20 protein-coding genes are annotated in these 19,938 nt (G+C 35.1%); 3 read left to right on the top strand and 17 right to left on the bottom strand.

Annotated features, from left to right (window positions below):
• Window positions 1-124: 124 nt before the first annotated feature.
• From glpK to ku, 5 genes are all read right to left on the bottom strand, one after another.
• On the bottom strand, window positions 125-1,615 hold the full coding sequence (gene glpK / locus RTL21_RS21140; RefSeq protein ID WP_312098844.1) for a glycerol kinase GlpK: 1,491 nt from the start codon (window positions 1,613-1,615) through the stop codon (window positions 125-127).
• Between the two features lie 26 nt (window positions 1,616-1,641).
• Complete coding sequence (locus tag RTL21_RS21135) at window positions 1,642-2,460, bottom strand: MIP/aquaporin family protein (RefSeq protein ID WP_312098843.1); 819 nt, start codon at window positions 2,458-2,460, stop codon at window positions 1,642-1,644.
• Between the two features lie 310 nt (window positions 2,461-2,770).
• A complete protein-coding gene (locus RTL21_RS21130; protein WP_312098841.1) occupies window positions 2,771-3,316 on the bottom strand; it encodes a glycerol-3-phosphate responsive antiterminator in 546 nt (181 codons plus the stop codon).
• 210 nt (window positions 3,317-3,526) lie between these two features.
• Complete coding sequence (locus RTL21_RS21125; protein WP_312098839.1) at window positions 3,527-4,186, bottom strand: phosphatase PAP2 family protein; 660 nt, start codon at window positions 4,184-4,186, stop codon at window positions 3,527-3,529.
• 68 nt (window positions 4,187-4,254) lie between these two features.
• Window positions 4,255-5,088 carry a non-homologous end joining protein Ku gene (gene ku, locus RTL21_RS21120; protein WP_312098837.1) on the bottom strand — a complete coding sequence of 278 codons (834 nt, stop codon included), beginning with the start codon at window positions 5,086-5,088 and terminating at the stop codon, window positions 4,255-4,257.
• Window positions 5,089-5,288: 200 nt separating this feature from the next.
• Between ku and ligD the strand changes: the two genes are divergently transcribed.
• Window positions 5,289-6,485 (top strand): DNA ligase D, encoded by a 1,197-nt coding sequence (gene ligD / locus RTL21_RS21115; protein ID WP_312098835.1) that lies wholly within the window; start codon window positions 5,289-5,291, stop codon window positions 6,483-6,485.
• Between the two features lie 36 nt (window positions 6,486-6,521).
• Here ligD and RTL21_RS21110 read toward each other — a convergent pair whose 3' ends face one another.
• The 10 genes from RTL21_RS21110 to RTL21_RS21070 form a co-directional block, all read right to left on the bottom strand.
• Window positions 6,522-7,451 (bottom strand): ATP-dependent DNA ligase, encoded by a 930-nt coding sequence (locus tag RTL21_RS21110; protein WP_312098834.1) that lies wholly within the window; start codon window positions 7,449-7,451, stop codon window positions 6,522-6,524.
• Window positions 7,452-7,939: 488 nt separating this feature from the next.
• Window positions 7,940-9,799: an ABC transporter permease gene (locus RTL21_RS21105; RefSeq protein ID WP_312098832.1), complete on the bottom strand. Its 1,860-nt coding sequence runs from the start codon at window positions 9,797-9,799 to the stop codon at window positions 7,940-7,942.
• Window positions 9,774-10,538, bottom strand: a complete 765-nt coding sequence (locus RTL21_RS21100; RefSeq protein ID WP_312098830.1) for an ABC transporter ATP-binding protein — start codon at window positions 10,536-10,538, stop codon at window positions 9,774-9,776. Before RTL21_RS21100 ends, RTL21_RS21105 begins: the two co-directional genes overlap by 26 nt.
• Window positions 10,539-10,623: 85 nt before the next feature.
• The gene (locus tag RTL21_RS21095; RefSeq protein ID WP_312098828.1) at window positions 10,624-11,625 is read right to left on the bottom strand and encodes a sensor histidine kinase; all 1,002 of its coding nucleotides are present in this window, start codon (window positions 11,623-11,625) and stop codon (window positions 10,624-10,626) included.
• Entirely contained in the window at window positions 11,609-12,325 is a 717-nt protein-coding gene (locus tag RTL21_RS21090) for a response regulator transcription factor (protein ID WP_312098826.1), read from the bottom strand. The genes RTL21_RS21095 and RTL21_RS21090 overlap by 17 nt, the downstream gene beginning before the upstream one ends.
• A gap of 155 nt (window positions 12,326-12,480) precedes the next feature.
• Window positions 12,481-12,558 (bottom strand): sunset domain-containing protein, encoded by a 78-nt coding sequence (locus RTL21_RS23310; protein WP_483870173.1) that lies wholly within the window; start codon window positions 12,556-12,558, stop codon window positions 12,481-12,483.
• Between the two features lie 190 nt (window positions 12,559-12,748).
• On the bottom strand, window positions 12,749-13,570 hold the full coding sequence (gene dapF, locus RTL21_RS21085) for a diaminopimelate epimerase (RefSeq protein WP_312098824.1): 822 nt from the start codon (window positions 13,568-13,570) through the stop codon (window positions 12,749-12,751).
• Window positions 13,571-13,723: 153 nt separating this feature from the next.
• Window positions 13,724-14,959 (bottom strand): EAL and HDOD domain-containing protein, encoded by a 1,236-nt coding sequence (locus RTL21_RS21080; RefSeq protein WP_312098822.1) that lies wholly within the window; start codon window positions 14,957-14,959, stop codon window positions 13,724-13,726.
• Window positions 14,960-15,231: 272 nt separating this feature from the next.
• Window positions 15,232-16,530 carry an NCS2 family permease gene (locus RTL21_RS21075; RefSeq protein ID WP_312098821.1) on the bottom strand — a complete coding sequence of 433 codons (1,299 nt, stop codon included), beginning with the start codon at window positions 16,528-16,530 and terminating at the stop codon, window positions 15,232-15,234.
• A 272-nt stretch (window positions 16,531-16,802) separates the two neighbouring features.
• Window positions 16,803-17,591, bottom strand: a complete 789-nt coding sequence (locus tag RTL21_RS21070) for a hypothetical protein (protein ID WP_312098820.1) — start codon at window positions 17,589-17,591, stop codon at window positions 16,803-16,805.
• 125 nt (window positions 17,592-17,716) lie between these two features.
• Here RTL21_RS21070 and RTL21_RS21065 point away from each other — a divergent pair, with 125 nt between their 5' ends.
• Complete coding sequence (locus tag RTL21_RS21065; protein WP_312098819.1) at window positions 17,717-18,280, top strand: YdcF family protein; 564 nt, start codon at window positions 17,717-17,719, stop codon at window positions 18,278-18,280.
• Between the two features lie 9 nt (window positions 18,281-18,289).
• Here RTL21_RS21065 and RTL21_RS21060 read toward each other — a convergent pair whose 3' ends face one another.
• On the bottom strand, window positions 18,290-18,628 hold the full coding sequence (locus RTL21_RS21060; protein ID WP_312098818.1) for a DUF4870 domain-containing protein: 339 nt from the start codon (window positions 18,626-18,628) through the stop codon (window positions 18,290-18,292).
• A gap of 403 nt (window positions 18,629-19,031) precedes the next feature.
• Here RTL21_RS21060 and RTL21_RS21055 point away from each other — a divergent pair, with 403 nt between their 5' ends.
• Window positions 19,032-19,589, top strand: coding sequence for a GNAT family N-acetyltransferase (locus RTL21_RS21055; protein ID WP_312098816.1), 558 nt, complete (start codon window positions 19,032-19,034; stop codon window positions 19,587-19,589).
• Window positions 19,590-19,758: 169 nt separating this feature from the next.
• Here RTL21_RS21055 and RTL21_RS21050 read toward each other — a convergent pair.
• Window positions 19,759-19,938: rhodanese-like domain-containing protein (locus RTL21_RS21050; RefSeq protein WP_312098814.1), on the bottom strand; the 180-nt coding region annotated here is incomplete at its 5' end.

Genomic DNA, 19,938 nt, shown 5'->3' with positions numbered 1-19,938 from the left:
ATCATTATGCTGATAATGCCTTGTGGTCTCTCCGTTTCTCCAGACAAAAATTATTAACTTAAATTTATTTTATCATATTAATCTATTTATTCATAGTATTTATATTATTTTAATAATATATTTTTTATTTAAAAGCCATTGTTGCTTTAACTGCTTTCTTCCAGCCATTGTATAATTCTTCTCTTGTCTCTTCCTCCATGTTTGGCTCAAAGGAATGATCAAGACTCCATTGTTCAGCGATTTCATCTTGATCTTTCCAGAAGCCAACAGCTAAACCAGCAAGATATGCTGCTCCTAATGCAGTTGTTTCATTTATAACTGGTCTTTCCACTGGAACATTTAATATATCTCCTTGGAATTGCATTAAGAAGTTGTTCCGAACTGCTCCACCGTCTGCTCTTAACGTTTTTACTTGAATGTTCGAATCTGCTTCCATAGCGGCTAGAACATCTCTTGTTTGATATGCAAGTGATTCAAGTGTTGCACGAATAAAATGCTCCTTCGTTGTTCCCCTTGTTACACCAAACATCGCGCCTCTTACATCACTATCCCAATATGGAGTACCAAGACCAACAAATGCTGGAACTAAATATACACCATCGGTAGAATCTACTTTACTTGCATATGCTTCACTATCTTTTGCATCCTTTAACATTCTTAAGCCATCTCGCAACCATTGGATGGCAGATCCTGCAACAAATATGCTTCCCTCTAAGGCATAATCGACTTTTCCATCTATTCCCCATGCGATTGTTGTTAATAGACCATGCTCAGATTTGACTGCTTTCTCACCTGTATTCATTAACATAAAGCATCCTGTTCCATACGTATTCTTTGCCATTCCAGCTTCAAAACATGCTTGACCGAATAACGCAGCCTGCTGATCTCCCGCGACTCCAGCAATTGGTATTCTATTACCGAAGAAATGCCCTTCAACCGTATATGCATATATTTCTGAGGAAGGCTTTACTTCTGGAAGCATTGATTTTGGAACAGTTAATATATCTAGTAACTCCTCATCCCATTGTAAATCATAAATATTAAACATAAGTGTACGGGAAGCATTTGTATAATCTGTTACATGCGCTTTTCCTCCAGATAATTTCCAGATGAGCCATGTATCAATCGTGCCAAATAATAACCCTCCATTTTCTGCTTTTTGTCTTGCCCCTTCTACATGATCTAAAATCCACTTAACCTTTGTACCTGCAAAATATGCATCAATTAAGAGTCCTGTTTTATCACGGAAAAGTTGATTATACCCCTTTGCCTTTAACTCTTCACATATTTCATTCGTTTGTCTTGATTGCCACACAATCGCATGATAGACAGGAACACCAGTGTTCTTATCCCACACAACAGCTGTTTCCCGCTGATTAGTAATTCCAATTCCTTCTATTTGTTCTGGTTTAATGTCTGATTCAGATAAAACAGTTGCAATTACAGCTAAAATTGAACCCCAAATCTCATTAGCATTATGCTCTACCCAGCCTGGCTTCGGAAAAATTTGAGTAAACTCTTTTTGTGCAACATGGACAATCTCGCCTTTTTTATTAAAGATAATTGCTCGAGAGCTCGTTGTCCCCTGATCTAATGATAAAATAAACTTTTCCATGTTAATTCCTCCCCTTTTGTAAATATTTACGCTGCGTTTTGGCTAATACTCTTACTTTCCTCTTTTGTCATATAAAATGCAAGTAATAATACAAGTATATTTACCCCTATCACCATCCAGAAACTGGATAAGAGGACCCCTTTAAAAAGGTATGTATAAACAATTGCAGCAAGTGAGCCACCTAGAATTGGACCAACAACCGGTATCCATGCATACTTAAAGTTCGATGTTCCTTTCCCTGCAATCGGCAATACAAAATGCGCAATTCTTGGACCGAGGTCCCTTGCTGGATTTATCGCATATCCTGTTGTGCCACCTAATGACATTCCAATTACAACAATCAGTAAACCTACAGCAATCGGGTTAAGCCCCTCTGTAAAACTATTTGCACCGATGAACAATAATCCAAGTACTAACATAAACGTTCCAATCAATTCACTTAATATATTAGAAAAAGTATGTGGAATAGCAGGAGCAGTTGAAAATACTGCTAATTTTGCCCCAGGCTCCTTTGTTGCACCCCAATGAGGAAGATAGTGTAAATAAACAATACATGCTCCTAAAAAAGCGCCAATCATTTGAGCCAAGATATAAGGACCTACTTGATTCCAAGAAAAATCCCCTGTTATCGCTAGAGCAATCGTAACTGCTGGATTTAGGTGAGCGCCACTAATGCTTCCTACAGCAAACACGCCCATCGTTACTGCTAATCCCCATGCAATGGTAACAACAATCCAACCACCACCATTGGAGAACGCTTTCTTTAAATTCCCTCCAGCTACGACCCCTCCCCCAAACACAATTAGAATCATGGTTCCAATAACTTCTCCCATAAAAGCAGACATTCGAATCCCCCTTATCTTTTTTCACTCTGGTTCATTGCAATGTTACATAAATGAAAAACAACTTTGTTAACATTTACGTACAAACGCTTGCTAGAAGCTCTTTTTAAGAGAATCATAGAGTGGTAGTGATAACAAATACGCAAAAAAAGGAGAGCACGACAGATTAAGCCAGTAAAATTACGGCTCCCTGCGTGCATCTCCTTTTCTCCTACACATTAAATTAACTTGTAAGTTCATTGTAAACGTTTACCTTGAGGTTGTCAATTTTTTGATATTCCCACTATAAAAATAGTATTTTTTAATTAACTGCTCATTTCATCATTTGCCACAGTTCTTTTTTAGATGTTGTAATACTTGTAGCACCAGCTTCGATTGCTTTTCTAACATCTTCTTCCGTCCGAATCAAACCGCCGGCAAGTATTGGTACATTTAAACTATCTTTAATTTCCGTAATCATCCAAGGCATTGTACCAGGAAGAACCTCAATATAATCAGGATGGGTTCTTTGAACCAATTTAACACTTTTCGCTATCGCATGACTATCAAGCAAGAATACCCTTTGTATCGCCACGACATTCTTCTGCTTTGCTTTTAAAATTACAGATGATTTTGTAGAAATAACCCCGTATGGTTTAAACTCTTGACAGATAAACTCGGTTCCAAAATCATCACTTTTTAATCCTTGAATTAAGTCGACATGATAGATCATTTTCTTGTTTGCCTTTTTCGCAAGATGGCTAATATGCTTTAATTGAGAAATATGCACCTCTAAAAACACACCAATTTCATAGTCACTTTTTAAAAAAGCTTCAAACTCCTTCATATTTGATGATGCAGGTATGATGTGTTGATTCATTTTTCTTCCCCCACTATTTTACTAACTTTCAATTTTGCTGTATTTCCTCTCATTTTATATAAAAGGCTGATATAAAAAATTTTTTTACCAGTTAAGAAAATATAAATTTTCTGATGCCAATTTGATCTCTAGCTCTTAGCTCTAGGCACCCAGAAGCTGATGGGCTTCGCGAACTTTATCTCAGGAATGATCGCTCCATCCTACATGCTCCTAAGCGGGTGCCCTCCGCTTCGCTTTAAATTCATAGAGACGAAACGCTAAAATGCAAATAGCTGAATAGGCAATTCCTATAGAATATCCACCGACAACATCAGTTGGATAATGGACTCCTAAATAGATTCTGCTAATGCCGATTAATAAGATAAACAGGCATGCGATCGTGTAAGCAAAAATTTTCTTTCCAGTTGAATTTACAATATGTATGCACAGATATGCACATGAACCAAAGAAAATAAGAGAGCCCATCGAGTGACCACTAGGAAAACTATAGCCTTTCTCTATTATAACAGGCAAAATATCTGGCCGCTCTCTTTTAAAAAACCATTTAAGCAACTTATTTAAAATGGCTCCGAGGCTATTTGCTGAAATAAAAAAAATCATTAAGGTATATTTTCTTCTCCATAACAAAAGTATAGATATGATTACAATTGCCGTAGCAATAAATAAAATTGATCCTAAAAAGGTCACTCGTTCTACCCAAATTGTTAAATCATCTGAAATAAAGGACTGAATAAAATGAATGATGGTCTTATCAAAGGTAATGATATCCGTACTAGTCACTCGCTTTGCAATGACATAAAAAAGTCCACAAAAAACAATGATAATCGCCATCATTGATACAATATATTTTGTCGTGATTGTTCTTTCCATATGAATCCCTCGCTGTTTTATAAGGTGCTAGCTCTTCAATAATTAAAGCTAGCACCGAACATTTGGTTTTAAGCTTCTTTAGCAATTTTCTTTCTTGTAGTCTTTTTCTTCTTTTCTTCCGTTTTCTTTGGTTTTGTATTGTCAATGGAAGCTTGGAGCGCAGCCATTAGATCCATGACATTTGATTTTTGTTGCTTATCTGTACCTGTCACCACTTCTTTTCCAGCTTTTTTCGATTCAATTAGCTCAAGTAGAGCAGTTCTATATTCATCCGTATATTTCTCTGGAGTAAATTCAGTTGTTAATTGGTCTATTAATAAAATAGCTGTTTCTAATTCTTTTTTCTCTATTTGGTTGACTGCCGGTACATTTGGAACATCTTCCACATTGCGAACTTCATCAGGAAAATGAATAGTTTCCATCACAAGTGTATTTTCATACACTCGAATAATAGCTAACTGTTCTTTGGAACGAATAATAATTTTTGCTATTCCTACTTTTCCCGTTTCAAGCAAAGCTTGTCTTAACAAAGCGTAGGCTTTATTCCCACCCTCTCCTGAAGACATATAATAACATTTTTCAAAATAGATTGGGTCAATTTCCTCAATCTTCACGAAATCTATAATCTCCACTGCTTTATCTTCATTCTCTTTGCGAAGATTGTCCAAATCCTCTTCGTCAAGGACAACATATTTTCCTTTTGCATACTCATATGCCTTTACTATTTCTTCGGGAGCCACCTCTTTTTCACAGGCTGAGCATTTTTTTTCATATTTAATAGGAGCATGACATGCCTTATGAAGTGTTCTTAACTTAATATCTTTGTCTTCGATAGCAGAATGTAACTTAATCGGTATACTCACTAAGCCAAAACTTATATTCCCTTTCCACATTGTATGCATAGTATATCTCCATTCTTGTTTAATTCAATCACTTCAATCAATCGATATTTTTAAATTGCAATAACTAAACCAAATCTATTCTTACATTGTGTTTCCATAACTATTTCATACCATTAAATTATTGGTAGTACACACTACTCATACATATCAATAGATACAGGAATACTATTATTATCGAATGATTATCAGGAGGATTATTTATGTATACTGCTGCATTTTTTATTAGCGATTACCATAAAAAAGCAGAGACATTTGGCGTTAGCGTTTGCTTAAATAAAGAAATTATAAGTGTCGGTACTTTCAATAAAGGACTAAAGGTAGAGGAAAAATCAGCCCTATTACGTATTATAAAAGAACATAACAAGAAAGAAGATGAAGACTTTTTTTATATGGATCCAGGAATTTGTGTGGAGCTAAAATTTTCTTCATTCGAACACCATAAAATAATCAATCCAGTTTTCACTAAATTTTTATACAATCAAAATTGGCAGGACTGTACGTTAGAAAATTTACTTGCAACAGAACGTACCACCCTCACCAACCCTGATAAACCCCTTTTTCCTAATACGAACATTACGAAACTAGATTATATTTTATACTTAAAAGAAGTAAGTCCCTATTTTCTACCATTTTTAGAAAATCGCTTGCTTACAACAATTCGCTTTCCTCATGGTTTATTTGGTGAATCATTTTATCAAAAGCAATGTCCAGATTATGCCCCTTCCTATATAGAAACATGTGTGAAAGAAGATATTCAATATATCGTTTGCAATAATTTAGAAACCCTTCTATGGCTAGGGAATCAATTAGCGTTTGAGTTTCATATCCCATTTGAAACTATATACTCTAATAGTATGCCATCTGAAATTGTATTTGATCTTGACCCTCCTTCAAGCGAACATTTTCATATGGCAATCGAAGCAGCAAAAGTTCTGCAAAACATTCTTGATCGGTTGCATTTACTATCCTTTTTGAAAATCTCAGGAAATAAAGGGATTCAAGTCTACTTGCCCCTTCCTGAAAAAACATTCTCTTACGATGAAGTGCGATCCTTCACAGAATTTATCGCTAACTATATGATAGTAGCAGAGCCAGAGCTTTTCACAATTGAACGATTAAAAAAGAATCGAAAAAACAGATTATACATTGACTATATCCAGCATAGTGAAGGTAAAACGATTATTGCTCCCTATTCTATTCGCGGAAACAAAGGCGGATATGTTGCTTGTCCGATAGAATGGAGAGAATTAACAGACAGCTTACATCCTAGTCAATTTTCTATGAAGGTTGTCCTTCATAGGTTAGACAAAGGAATAAATCCATTTTCTACTTATTTTGAAGCAAAAGAAAAACAGCCATTTCGTCAAGTACTGGATGTACTAAAACAAAAACAATAAAGGGAGTTTCCTACATGATGGAAACTCCCTTCTCCTTTACTCCAATTTGCATTCTTCAAGCGGAACACTGACGAAAGATTCTATCACAGGATGCCTTAGCGTTCTGCCATCGGTCCACTCTAAAAAGGAAATTTTCACTGTTAGTGCTGGCCATAGCCAAACTCCATCCTTTACATCGATTTGATTAAAAAAAGGCTTATCTTTGCTAATTATTGGCTCAATGGCATTTGTTATGGCAATCCAATCTTTTGCTGTTAGTTTTCCAGAACCAGCACTTCCTATATAAAATAACTTTCCATCCTTATCAAATAGTCCAAGGTGAAGGGCATTAACAGTCTTATTTTTTAAAGAAACGCCACCCACTACTGCAATTAAATCTTGCTCTTTTTTTCTCTTTCTCCATCTTGAATCTTTTCCTTCTACTGCATATGTACTACTGAGATCCTTGCAGACGATTCCTTCAAGTTGATGTTCCTCACAAACCTTAAATAAACTTTCTGCATCGGAAAAACTTTCAACAAGACGAATTACTTCATTTTCGGTAATCCTATCCCGTAATATTTGTTGTCTTTCCTGGAGTGTTTTGTCCAACAACCAGTGATCATCTATAAAGAGAACATCAAAGATCATATATGTAATTGGAATTTCTTGCAGTAATTGATTCACTTTATCTACATTTCGAACCCGATCACGTTTCATTACTTCATAAAAGGAAGGCTTCCCATCCTGCATGGCAATCACTTCTCCATCTAGAATACAATTTTTAGCGCGAATAAACGAACTTGGCTGTAGTAGTTCTGGAAATTGTTTCGTTCTTTCGTTTTTCTTTCGGTTAAATAATTGCGTTTTCTCTCCATCGTAATAGGCAAGTATCCTTGTTCCATCCCACTTCACCTGGGCAATCCACTGGTCACCTTTTGGAATTACATCTGTTAAAATCGGTTCAAATGGCTTTATCGGCTTCATATAATTTTATCCTTTTTTATTTTACCATTTGCTAAACGAACAATAATATACATCGTTCCCTTAACGTTTACTGATCTAATTTTAGTTTCTAAGCTATTCTCATTTATACAGTTTTCACACCAATAAACAATAGAAAACGAGGAAAGAGGCTGGAGCATAAGTATTCCAGCCATAGACAGACCCGAACAACCAAACGAGAGTTCCATATGGTTGTTCTTAATTTTTTATTAGTTTTATAGAAGGCTGATTCAGTAAAGTTAGTGTGAGTACCCATAGCCTGCGCTTTCCATGGGGCGAGCGTCGAGCCTCCTCGTCACTTACTCAAACGTCCTGCGGGGGCTCGGACTTTCTCGCAGCACCCATAGGAGTCTACGTATATTCAGGCTGCTCAGTTTTTCCACTTAATTAATTTTTTCTATTTCATAAATATTTTTTAGAAAAATAACCTTTAAAAACGAAGTAGAATGGAGCGGTAGAAAATTGCTTACTCAAAGGACACTACTAACCTGCTTCGTATAGAAAAAACGGACAATATAAAAGTACACTATTTGAATCATTAAAAATATGCCTAGAACCGCTAAGGATACCTTTGATAAATCATAGTAGAAAAGATGAGATAAAGCAGTAAGAGCAATCGCTCCATGAATCAGCGCCACTAGAATCGGGGTGAAGAACAGAATAGCTGTTTGTCTAGAAAGAACCTTTTTCAATTCTTTTTCCGTTAAGCCCATTTTCGCAATCGAACGAAATTTTTGTTTGTCTTCATCTAAATCCGCGTAGAGTCTAAAATAAAGGAAACTACCTGCCGAAACAAAAAAGACAATCCCGATAAATAATCCCACAAACAAAACTAAACCATATTGCTTATTTAATTGATAGATATTATAATCACGACCATAAAATTCAGAAGGAGAAAGTACTTCTGCTAATTTTTCAGAAGCTGCTATTATGTTTTCTTCCCCAGTCTTTACCTGCCACGCTTGATAGTAGTCTTCTCTTTTTGGTGCTGGCAGTTCCTCGAAATCCTGATCAGAAACAACGTAATAAGAATCAGTTGCTGGTAAGGCTCTAGAATAAATCACATCCTCTGGTTTTAAGGTAACACCAGAATTCAATTCAATGGTTTGCTCAAGTAATTCTTCCGTTTGTCCAAATTCATTCCCAGAAAATTCAACGACTTTAACCTGCCCATTTTGAATATCAATCGTATCTTCTCCCAGCAAACTCGCAAATCGATTAAAATCCGATTCGCTAGCGACAAGGATCGAATCTTGAGCAATCTCATAATAGTGAAGCTTTGTTTCCTCGTGATTCGCTTTCATATTCTCCTCACTAATCGTTTTATTAATCAGATCAATATCCCGGTCTTTTGGTTCTACAGCTAAATAGGAAAACGTATAAGGATTGTTATTTTTCAACCCCGCTGTAAGAAAGGTTTGAAAACCAAATAATGTTCCGATTGCACTAAACGCAACTGTGGAGACAATCGCCACCATAAAAAAGGTACGGGCATTATCCTTCATTCGGAACGACAGATCCGATAGTAAAATCATGTTCGTTTTCCACCAAAAGATATTGTCATTATTTTTTATCTTGCGGATCAAATAAACACTTAACTGAGTGAACAACAGATAGGTCCCAAGGATTACAACTATAACCACTGGCAGCAATGCAACTATGACAGTGATTCCTTTGACAATTAAAGCAGCTGCATAACCGATTCCAATTAAGAATACAGCTGATATTGTTAGAAAGCGATTCGCCTTTGGTTCGCCTTTCGACTTCTTATTACCTTTAATTAGATCAATCAGCTTTCGACTGCGTAATACATAGGATACAAATAAAGAGATAAAGAAAAATAACAAGATAAAGGAAACAAAAGTTAAGATTACTGCTTGAATTGGAATATAAAAGTTTAGTCCATCATCCATGACAAGCACATTTTCTGCAATCAATAAGATTCCTTTAGAAAAAATCAATCCCAATAATACCCCACCTATTGTTGCGAAAAAGCCAATTACCATGTTTTCCATGAATACCATTAGACGAATTTGTCTAACAGACATACCCTGCATCATCAATAACCCGAATTCTTTCTTCCGAGTATTCAAGAATGAACTCATAGAATATAGAATGAAGAAAAAGGAAAAGACATAGATGATTCCCGCAGCAATGTTCATCCCGTTTTGGACACTCGAATTCATATCGCTTCCGGATAAAACCGGGTGGAAAGCAAAAATTGCAAAAGTAAAAAATACCATCACCGTAAATATGCTGCTTAAGAAGTAAGCTGCGTATAATCGTTTATTGCGAACAACATTATTAAACGCGAATTTGCGAAAGGTCATGCCCATCCCCTCCTAGTAAAGAAAGTGTATCAATAATTCTTTGGAAAAAGGCTTGGCGATTATCTCCGCGATGAATTTCTGAATAAAACTTTCCGTCTCGGATAAAAATCACTCGATCACAGAAACTAGCCGCTTGCGGATCATGGGTCACCAATAACATCGTTGTGTGCTCATTCTTATTGATTGATTCCAACATTTCCATGACATCCTTCGACGACTTCGAATCAAGATTCCCAGTCGGTTCATCGGCAAGTAGTAGCTTAGGCACATGGATCATCGCCCTTGCTACAGCTACCCTTTGTGCTTGCCCCCCTGAGATTTCATAGGTACGTTTGTTCATAATAGAGGTAATGCCCAATTTTTCTGCAATGACCAGTGCTTTCTCTTTCATCTCTTTGACTTTTTTGCCTTCGAGCGTCAATGGAAGAACGATATTTTCCTCTACGGTTAAGGTATGAAGCAAATTAAAGTCCTGGAAAACAAACCCGAGTTCACGTCTTCTGAATTTTGCCAATTCTTCCTTCTTGAGACGATGTGGATTCTTTCCATTTATTAATATCTCACCAGTTGTTGGTTCATCGATTGTCGCAATCATATTTAAAAGGGTCGTTTTCCCGCTGCCAGATGGTCCCATGATTCCAACAAATTCCCCGTCTTTAATAGATAAATTAATATCATTTAATGCTTTATAAACAATTTTTCCTTCATATATTTTACTAACTTGATTTACTTCTAACATCACAAGATCCCCTTCCTATTTCTGATCTGTGATTAGTATACCTTGCCCAATCTATCTTTAACTATCGATTCTTCTTTCACTTTCCTTACAAGCGTGTAAGGTTCTGAGTTTCGGAAAAAATGATACGGAAGGTTGTACCTTCCCCCACTTCTGATTCCATTTCCATTCGGTGTCCAAGGATATCTAGTGTCTCTTTCGTCAAATACAGCCCCATACCCGTGGATTCTCGAAATTTCCTGCCATTTTCCCCAGTATAAAAGGGATCAAAAATTCGCCGTTTATCTACTTCTGAAATGCCAATACCAAAGTCTTTTACTTCTAAAATGGCTTCTATTCCTCTTTCATAAATGGAAATAACGATTCGATTGCTGGTTTCGGAAGAATATTTAACAGCATTATTGATAAGCTGGGAGATGATAAAGAAAAGCCACTTTTCATCGGTCTCAACCAATATGCCTTCCTTTTCCACTTCTAGCTTAGGATAGACTTTGTTGCGAATATAAAATCGTTTATTCTCCCCATTCACTTCATCCACTAATTTCGCGAGATGCACCGGTTTGATATGAAAATCCTGCTCAATCGTTCTTAAACGTGCCATGTAAAGAACCATGTTTAAGCTCGTTTGCATCCTCTCGGTCTCTTCTCGAATGTTGGAGGAGTCGGGTTCATCTAAATTTTGTGCAGTGAGTTCAATGACAGACAACGGCGTTTTCATCTGATGAACCCATTGATCCATAAACTTTCGATGTTCCTCCTGCTCTTTTTCAACTAATTCTAATTGACTTTGAAAAAGTTTATACTGATTATGTAACAATTGATCGAAAGCAATAGAAATCGGAGCATCATCTGTTTTTATCAAACTATCATCTAGTGATTCTATAGGCTGATTTAATCGCTGATACATCTTTTGACGAGTTAAATAATAATAAATGAGATACGAGCCAAGAAGGAAAAAGGTTAGAAATGTTGCATAAAAAAATAGTGGGATATTTCGATAACCATCTAACCAGAAAATAGTAAGGATGGTGAACATTTGAATGGCCTGTACTAAAAGTAATAAAGCGTGCTCCTTAAAAAACAGCTTCATTCTCATCTTCCTTCCATGAAATGTTCAATCGATACCCTACCCCTCTGACTGTTTCCACCACATCTTGTAATCCTATTTCCTGAAACTTTTTACGAACCCTTGTAATATTTACATTCAATGTATTTTCATCCACATAGCTTTGGTCTTCCCAAAGTTTCTCTAGCAAATCTTCACGACCAGCCACCCGTGGATATCGCTCCATCAAGCTTTCGATAATATCTGCCTCTTTCTTAGATAAAGAAACGTAATTGGTACCGAAGGTTAGCTCCATTCTTTCCGGAAAGAATTTAAGTCCAGCTTTTTCTAATACACGATCCTTTTGTATTGTGGCATATTCCCCATAAGCCCGACGAAGTTGACTGCGGATTTTGGCTATCACAATTTCCGCACTAAACGGCTTAGTAATATAATCATCTCCACCATTTTCTAATGCCATCACTTGATCCATCTCTCCCATTCGAGCCGAGATAAAAATCACCGGGCATACCGATCCTTTGCGAATCTGTCTGCACCAATAATACCCATCAAAACTTGGCAAATTAATATCTAAAAGAACCAAATCTGGATTTATTTCAAAAAATACATTCATGACATGGTCAAAATCAATTACGCAGGTTACATCATAGCTATATTTTTCAATATGTGTTTTTAAATGTTCTGCAATTTTTGGATCATCTTCAACTATCATTATTTTTTGCATATTGATCACTCCTTATTTCAGATATCATTATGGCACAATTTAACATCACCTACAAAAAATATCGGAGGAAACGCGTAAAGGATTTATTTAAAATTATTTCACACTAATAAAACGCTAAACTTTGTTGCCATCAATATTATCTGAATGGAAATCTCTTATTTAGGTGGACGGTAGCCTGCCCTGGCAGCCTCCTCTTCCGAACAAAACATACCTTCTGCTTTTGCTTTTGCAATGAAAAAGGTCAGTGCCTACACTCCTTGACGTAATATTTTTCGTCATGTGAATGAGACCTAACCTATCATCCTATACATAGGAGCATGTCTATTAATTTCCCTTACTTTAAATGAGCCTCTACATAATTTTTGGCTTCTTCTTGCAGTTTGTTATATTGGATCGCTTCTTCCTCGAAGTAAGCTTTATTGGCTACTTCAAAGCTTGCGATTGAATCCCACTGAAAAGATACATCTGCTTTCCACCATTATTATACACATCAACATAGCTATTTTCTTCGTTATACCCATTTAATATCGATACAAGGGTAGATGCGCTCAGTGCAGTACCACATGCATTCGTAAAACCAACTCCTCGTTCATATGTACGGACATAAATACTGCCTTTATCTAAAATCGACACAAAGCTAACATTTACTCCGTCTGGGAAGTATTCATTTGAACCATTCACATATTTGCTTAAAGTTTCCTGTACATCAGAATCAAGAACATCCTTATTCGCTAACGTTATTAAATGTGGATTTGGTACTGCTAACGCAGTAAATAACAAATCTTCATGGAGTCCTGGAATCTTCTCATTCAGTAGTGTATCCGTGTCTAAATGTAATGGAAGATCTTGAGTTTTAAAGGAAACTGGTGATATTTCTACCAAATAAGTTGGGATGTTTGGATAAATATCCGCTTCATTTTTCACTTCCAAATTAGCTTTCATCGTTTCAATTACAGCCTCTTCCACTTGAAGCAATTCACAAACATAGCGAGCAACACAGCGAATGCCATTTCCGCACATAGACGCTTCCGAACCATCTGCATTAAACACTCTCATTCTCGCATCAGCTACTTGACTTGGCATGACATAAAGAATTCCGTCCGCACCTAAGGAAGAATCTCTATTGCACAAGGCTATAGCTAATTTTGCTCTTTCTTCTTCTGAAAACGAATAAGGCTCCGATATCTCATCTATAATAAAAAAATCATTTCCACTGCCATGACATTTTGTAATTTTTATATTCATTTCCTAAATTCCTCCAAGCTAATTTCTATCTTCTTTCATTTTACTGTTCCAATGTCTAACCTGCAATCAATTCTTCTTATTAAAACAAAACAGAAGAAAACAAAAAACCTTAACAGCTTTTTGTAAAGTCATTAAGGCTTCCATAATAATACATTATAAATAATCATCATCTAAGAGCTTTTTTGCCCATGAAATAGATTCTGCATAAACTTTAAATAATTCTTTTTCTTGGATATTTAATTCTTTACAACCTAATCCAATACTTGGCCAGTCAGCTGTTTCTGCAGCAATAACCAAATGAAGGACATCTCGCTGAGTATTTTTCACTCCTGATAAGGCTTGCACAATCGTTTCATCTAATGGTAAATCCGAAAGAATGGTTTCCATATTCCTATTCATAATAGTATCCATAAGCGAGAACATCCCTGTTAAAAAAAAGCTTCCATATTCCAATCTTCCTGGTATTAGTTTCGCTACCGATTCGCACATTTTAGAGCGGATTAAACAATTATGCATAACTTCAAACGAAATCCCGTTCTTCCAGTCTTTTTCCCTAACTGTAAGAATGTAAATCCATTTCTGTAGCTCTAAGAGCCCAATATAAATAATGGCATGTTTAATGCTGGTTACTTTTTGCTTCATCCCATATCCCAGTGTGTTTATTAATTTCAATAGTTTATAGGACAAAGAAATATCCTGTTCAATCAATTTTGAAATACGATCGATATCTGGATTTTCATCATTCAAAAGTTCAAGTATTTTATAATACGTATGTATATAAATTGGTACATCGTGAGAAGACATAATTAATGGTCTTGAAAAATAGTAGCCTTGAAAATAGTGATAGCCACTATTTTTGGCTTGTTCATACTCTTCTCTTGTTTCAAGCTTTTCTGCAACCAATTCGATTTTATGTTTTTTTGCCAACGTTTCCAATTCTGCTCGAGCTTCTTTTGTCGTTTGCTGAAAATCGACTTTAATCATATCCGATAATAATAGTAAAGAGTGGGAGTATCGATTGCTTTTGTCAAAAATAAAATCATCTAAGGCTAATTTATAGCCTAATTGTTTTAATTCCAAACAAATATCAATTATTTTTTGACTAGGAACAACTGTTTCTAGAATTTCTATTACAATGTCCCTTGGATGAAAATAGGTAGGTAGTCTAAGTTCTAATAAATTTTCTGTAAAATTAATAAAACAAGGTTTTCCATCTGATAGTTTGTCCATCCCAATATTAAAGAAACTGTTAATTAGGACATCCGTTGTTGCTTGATCTCCATTTACCATTGGAAAAGAATTTATATTATTATGTCTATAAAGTAATTCATATCCAAAAACTTCTTCCATTCGATTAAATAGTGGCTGCCTCGCCACAAAAACTTCCATTCATTTACCTCCATCGATCTATTTATGCCATATAGTTATAGTCATTTTAATAAATTTAAAAGCAGAAGGTTGTCGAACCTTGAGCGTTTGCTTACAAATTTCATCGTTTAAATTGTCTTATTTTGATTTTTTATGGGGTATCTAAGTTGCAGTTTACAAGCGATGATTGATGATAAAGTCCATCCTTCATCATGGCATATTAGCTAAATGCTAACTAAGCCATAAAAAGAACAAAAAAGTCCTCTTAAATAAAGGATGGAACTTCTCTTTGATTAATGTGTATATTGAAGTACAAAATTAATCAAAAACAACGAGGATATAAAATACAAAGGAAGTGAAACTTCTTTCGCTTTACCTAATGCTATTTTTAGAATTGGGTAAAGGATAAATCCAATTGCCATGCCATCAGCGATACTGTAAGTAAACGGAATCATGGCAATAATAAAGAAACTGGGAAAACTTTCACTTAAATCCTTTAAATCCAGATTACGGATATTTTGTAGCATTAATCCTCCAATAATAATTAAAATCGGTGCAATGGCACTGTCTGGAATTAACTTAATGACAGGGATAAAAAATGCAGAACAAATAAATAGTACACCTGTTGTTACCGCCGTTAATCCTGTTTTACCACCTGCAGTCATACTTGCAGAGCTTTCCACTGTCGCCACAGTTGGGCTTGTGCCAAAAAAACTTGAAAGGAAAACAGAAATAGAATTAGCTCGAAAAGCCTTTTTAAATCGCTCTGGTTTGTTAATATATTGCACATGGTTATTTACCAGTCCAATATTCTCAAAAACAAGCACCATTGTTAAAGAAAATACAGCAATCCAGAATGGAATCGTTATTAGTTTATCAAAAGACAAATGAGCAAACACATTTTTATACTCCTGGATGTGAATGGATTGACCATTTCCGCCACTAGCATCAATCAAACCAAACATCCAGGCAATAAGCGTTCCTACGATAATCGTGATCAGAAAATTCCCCTTCACATTTCTTAAGAATAAAATAATACTTATTAAAAATGTGAGTACAGTTGCTAATACATGTAAATCACTAAAAGAGCCTAAAGCAATAATGGAATTCGTTCCTCTCTCCACAATCCCGCCCTTTTCTAAACCGATCAGCATTAAAAATAGGCCTAAACCAACCGAAATCGATTCTTTTAACGAAACAGGGATGGAATCACTTACGATCCTCGCTAGTTTCGTAAAGGCAACAATCATAAACAGAATTCCTGAAATGAATACAACTGCCAAGGCTTCTTGCCAGGTTAGAGCCATTGATTTTACAATCGTATAAGAAAATAAAGCATTAATGCCCATACCTGGAACAAGCAAAATAGGGACATTCCCGTAAAATCCCATTAAAAAACAGCCAACAACCGAAGTAAGAATGGTTGCAATTATCGCAGCTTCCAAAGGAATACCTGCTTCTGCCAAGATTAAGGAATTTACTACTACGATATATACAACAGTAAAGAATCCAATAATCCCTGCTAGGACTTCCTTTTTAATTATTGTTTGACTTTCCCTTAGCTGAAAAAATGAAAAAATATGATCTTTCATCTGATATACCTATTTAGTTATAGCCCTCTCCCTACCCGCTTCCCCCTTAAATACAAGAATAACTTACTACTTTTAGCATTTAATTGGGTAGCCACAAGAATTTATGATAGCAGATTACCATTGCTTTGCCAATATAATTTAGGAGAAAATACTTACTTTCTCCTACTTTTCATTTGGATTTAAAATTCTCTATAGTCATTTATGCTTATGCATACTTCTTTACTCAGGAAATGTAACTTTTCCTCCTATCATTACGTCCATCTGTATATAAATTAATGATTAGTATATGCATATAGTTTTGTTAACAAAGCATAGAGATGAATAATTTCTTTATCAGAAGCATGAGGATCAATTGTCAATAATGGAAAGTTGGGATCCTTAAAACGCTTTGACCATTCTTTTGGCATCCATCCTTTTCGTATATGCGCTAATACATGTCCATCTTTTTTCTCGAATTGATAATCCGAATGTCCAAAGTTCTTTTTCATCGTAATGCTATTTTCATCACCATATACAAAGATACTAATCGATTTTTTTTCCGTTCTAACCTCCATTATTTTACTAATTAATTTTTGTTCCTTATTTTTAATCTCTATCTGATTTCCTTTTATCGTAAAAATATATTGCAACTCTGCATTCGTATTGTAAAATCCATATGACTTAGGATATATGCGGTCAAATAAAAATGGAAGATACCAGCGAATTACAGAAAATTTTTCATCTTTAATTTCACCAACCTCTTGTCCGTCCCTGTCAAAAACGATCATTCGTAAAGAAGGAGCAGGCAGAAAGGATAAAACAACTGTGTTCGTTTTTAAAATAGATTTAACATCACCAATTGAAAGAAAATCGTCCATATTTTCGAATCGTCGTTTATGTAAATAAAATTGACTAAAGCAAATAATGCTATATAATCCGAAAGGTACTAACAGCAAGAAATATGAAATACTAGAATTGCTAACTATAAACATAGTGGTAAAAAGAAAGATAGGAATGCAACTAATTAAACTAGCATTTAAGGCTGAAACGGCCGTATATTTGTAATATTTTTCGATATTCATCATGAAAGCTCCTTCGTTTCCATTCTTATCCAATGAATATGATACATATGGAGTTAAAATTTAACCTTCTCTAACTATTCTATTAATATATTCTTAAATCTATGATTACTTGGGGGCGAATTTGTATGAAAAAATTAATATTCCTTCTATTATCAATCCTATTATTTCTATCTATTTCGTATGTATCATACACGTATTTAAAAATAAAAAAGGTAGCATCCATAGAACCACCAAAAGATATTGCGCATTTAATTGTTCTAGGAGCAAAAGTTAATGGTGACCAACTCTCTAAAGCGCTTCTTTACCGTGCTGAAACAGCATTATCGTATTGGAAAAATAATCAATCTACAAAGATCATTGTGACTGGAGGGCAGGGAAATGGGGAGGATACAACAGAAGCATCTGCATTAATGAAGTTCTTTATTCAAAATGGTGTTCCTAAAGAAAGTATTTTAGTTGAAGATAAGTCCACAAACACCTATGAAAACTTACAATTTACAAAAGAATTATATTCCATACAGGAATCAGTTATTGTAAGTAATGATTTCCATTTATATCGAGCGGTAGAATTAGCGAAAGAATTAAAAATAACAGCATTCCCCCTAGCAGCAAGAACTCCAAAATCTGTCAAGTTACTACTGTATTTAAGGGAATATGCTGCCATTTTGAAAATGCATTTAACCATTTAACCAAAAGGCTTATTTAATAAAACGAATCGTTAAAGGAATATGGTACTCTTGCCCTTCATAGGATTTTATTGCAGCGAGAATGGTAAATACAAAAGCCATTATTCCGATGATAGGTAAAATAACTACGCCTATAATAATAAATATCAGAACCCAGGCTACAAAGGAATAGATTGCATAAGATATTAAGAAATTGAAATATGCTTTACCATGATAATCAACAAAAGGAGAATCCTTTTTCACAAGCCAAATAATTAATGGCCCGATAAAAGTAGTGAAGAAACTAGATACGTAAATCAACATTGCAAAAATTCTATCATCATTTGATGATACATCTTTTTTTAAATCCATTAGAAACCTCCAAATAGTAATAATAATTGCTATATTATTATATACGATTGATTAAATAAAATGTTTCATTTTAATCTAATATTTGTCCGTTTATATAAAGTATACTCTATTACCTTAATAACCATTAATCTTCGCTATGTCTTAACATTTGTTCATAAATTTTTTACATTTTGTTTGTATTTTCCTATTTTCAAATTCAATGTAATTTTGTATGATATAGAAAAGTATTTTGTTATCATGAGATAATAATTAAAGATGGGAAGGCAAATGGTGCGCCACCGCTTTGGTTCTAGTGGGTTCGATTCCCACCCCGAAATTTTTTTTCAATTGGATTAAAAATTTCGAGGGTGGGCTTTTCTTTGTCACGAGTGAGTTCTGCCCTCAAATCTTTGGAGGGATTATTATGTTAAAGAAAAGAGATCTTGAGGAATGCCAAGCATTGTATCCTTTAATGACGCATCCGGATGTCTTCCCTTTTGTGCGTCAGAAAGCTAATTCTTATGAAGAATACCTTTTTCTCACTAAACAAACAATGGAAGCAGAAGAAAGAGGAGAACTAATTTCGAGAACTATTTTGGATGAATGGCAAAATCCGATTGGTACGATAAGTCTATATGATCTTAATGATAATATTGGTTTTCTTGGAACATGGTTAGGGAAACCCTATCATGGAAAAGGATACAATAAATTAGCAAAGGAACACTTCTTCTCAGAGGCATTCTTTGAACTAAATATCGATAGCATTTTAATGCGAATCAGAAGCAATAATACACGTTCACTAAAAGCAGCTGAAAAGCTACCTTATGCTATTTCTGCCAATGAGACAAGAAGCAATCTTCTACAGGCGCTAAATAGTTCTGGCACTACTTATCAACTATTCGAAATACCTAAAGATTTATTTACCCTATATACTTTACGTCAAACCACAGATGAGAGTACAAATGATCTCAGAGAGGCGTAAACTTATTAGTCGACTTCCTATAAACTACTAAGATCAGTGATAGCTCAAGTATCTATCAACTGATCTTATTTTATTTCTTGCTTTTTTCTCTTTATGGCAATTAAATCTAGCTGATTGTATTCAAAGAAAGAACCTCTAATCATACAGCTTAAAGGCTCTTTCTACTAATTCACTTATTCTTCTTATAACTTTGATAGTTCTTATTCCCACCAGAAAGATTATAGATGTCTTTGAATCCTAAATTGCGCAAAACATTTTGTGCAGCATTGCCAGTTACCCCACTATTGCAATAGGTTACTGTAGGGAGACTCCGATTGAGTTCTTTTGATTTGTCACGTAAATTGCCAAG

The organism is Niallia sp. (genome assembly GCF_031978665.1).
Taxonomy (GTDB): Bacteria; Bacillota; Bacilli; order Bacillales; family Cytobacillaceae; genus Niallia.
Note: the sequence above shows the minus strand (reverse complement) of the source record. Positions and strands in the feature narration are given on the sequence as shown.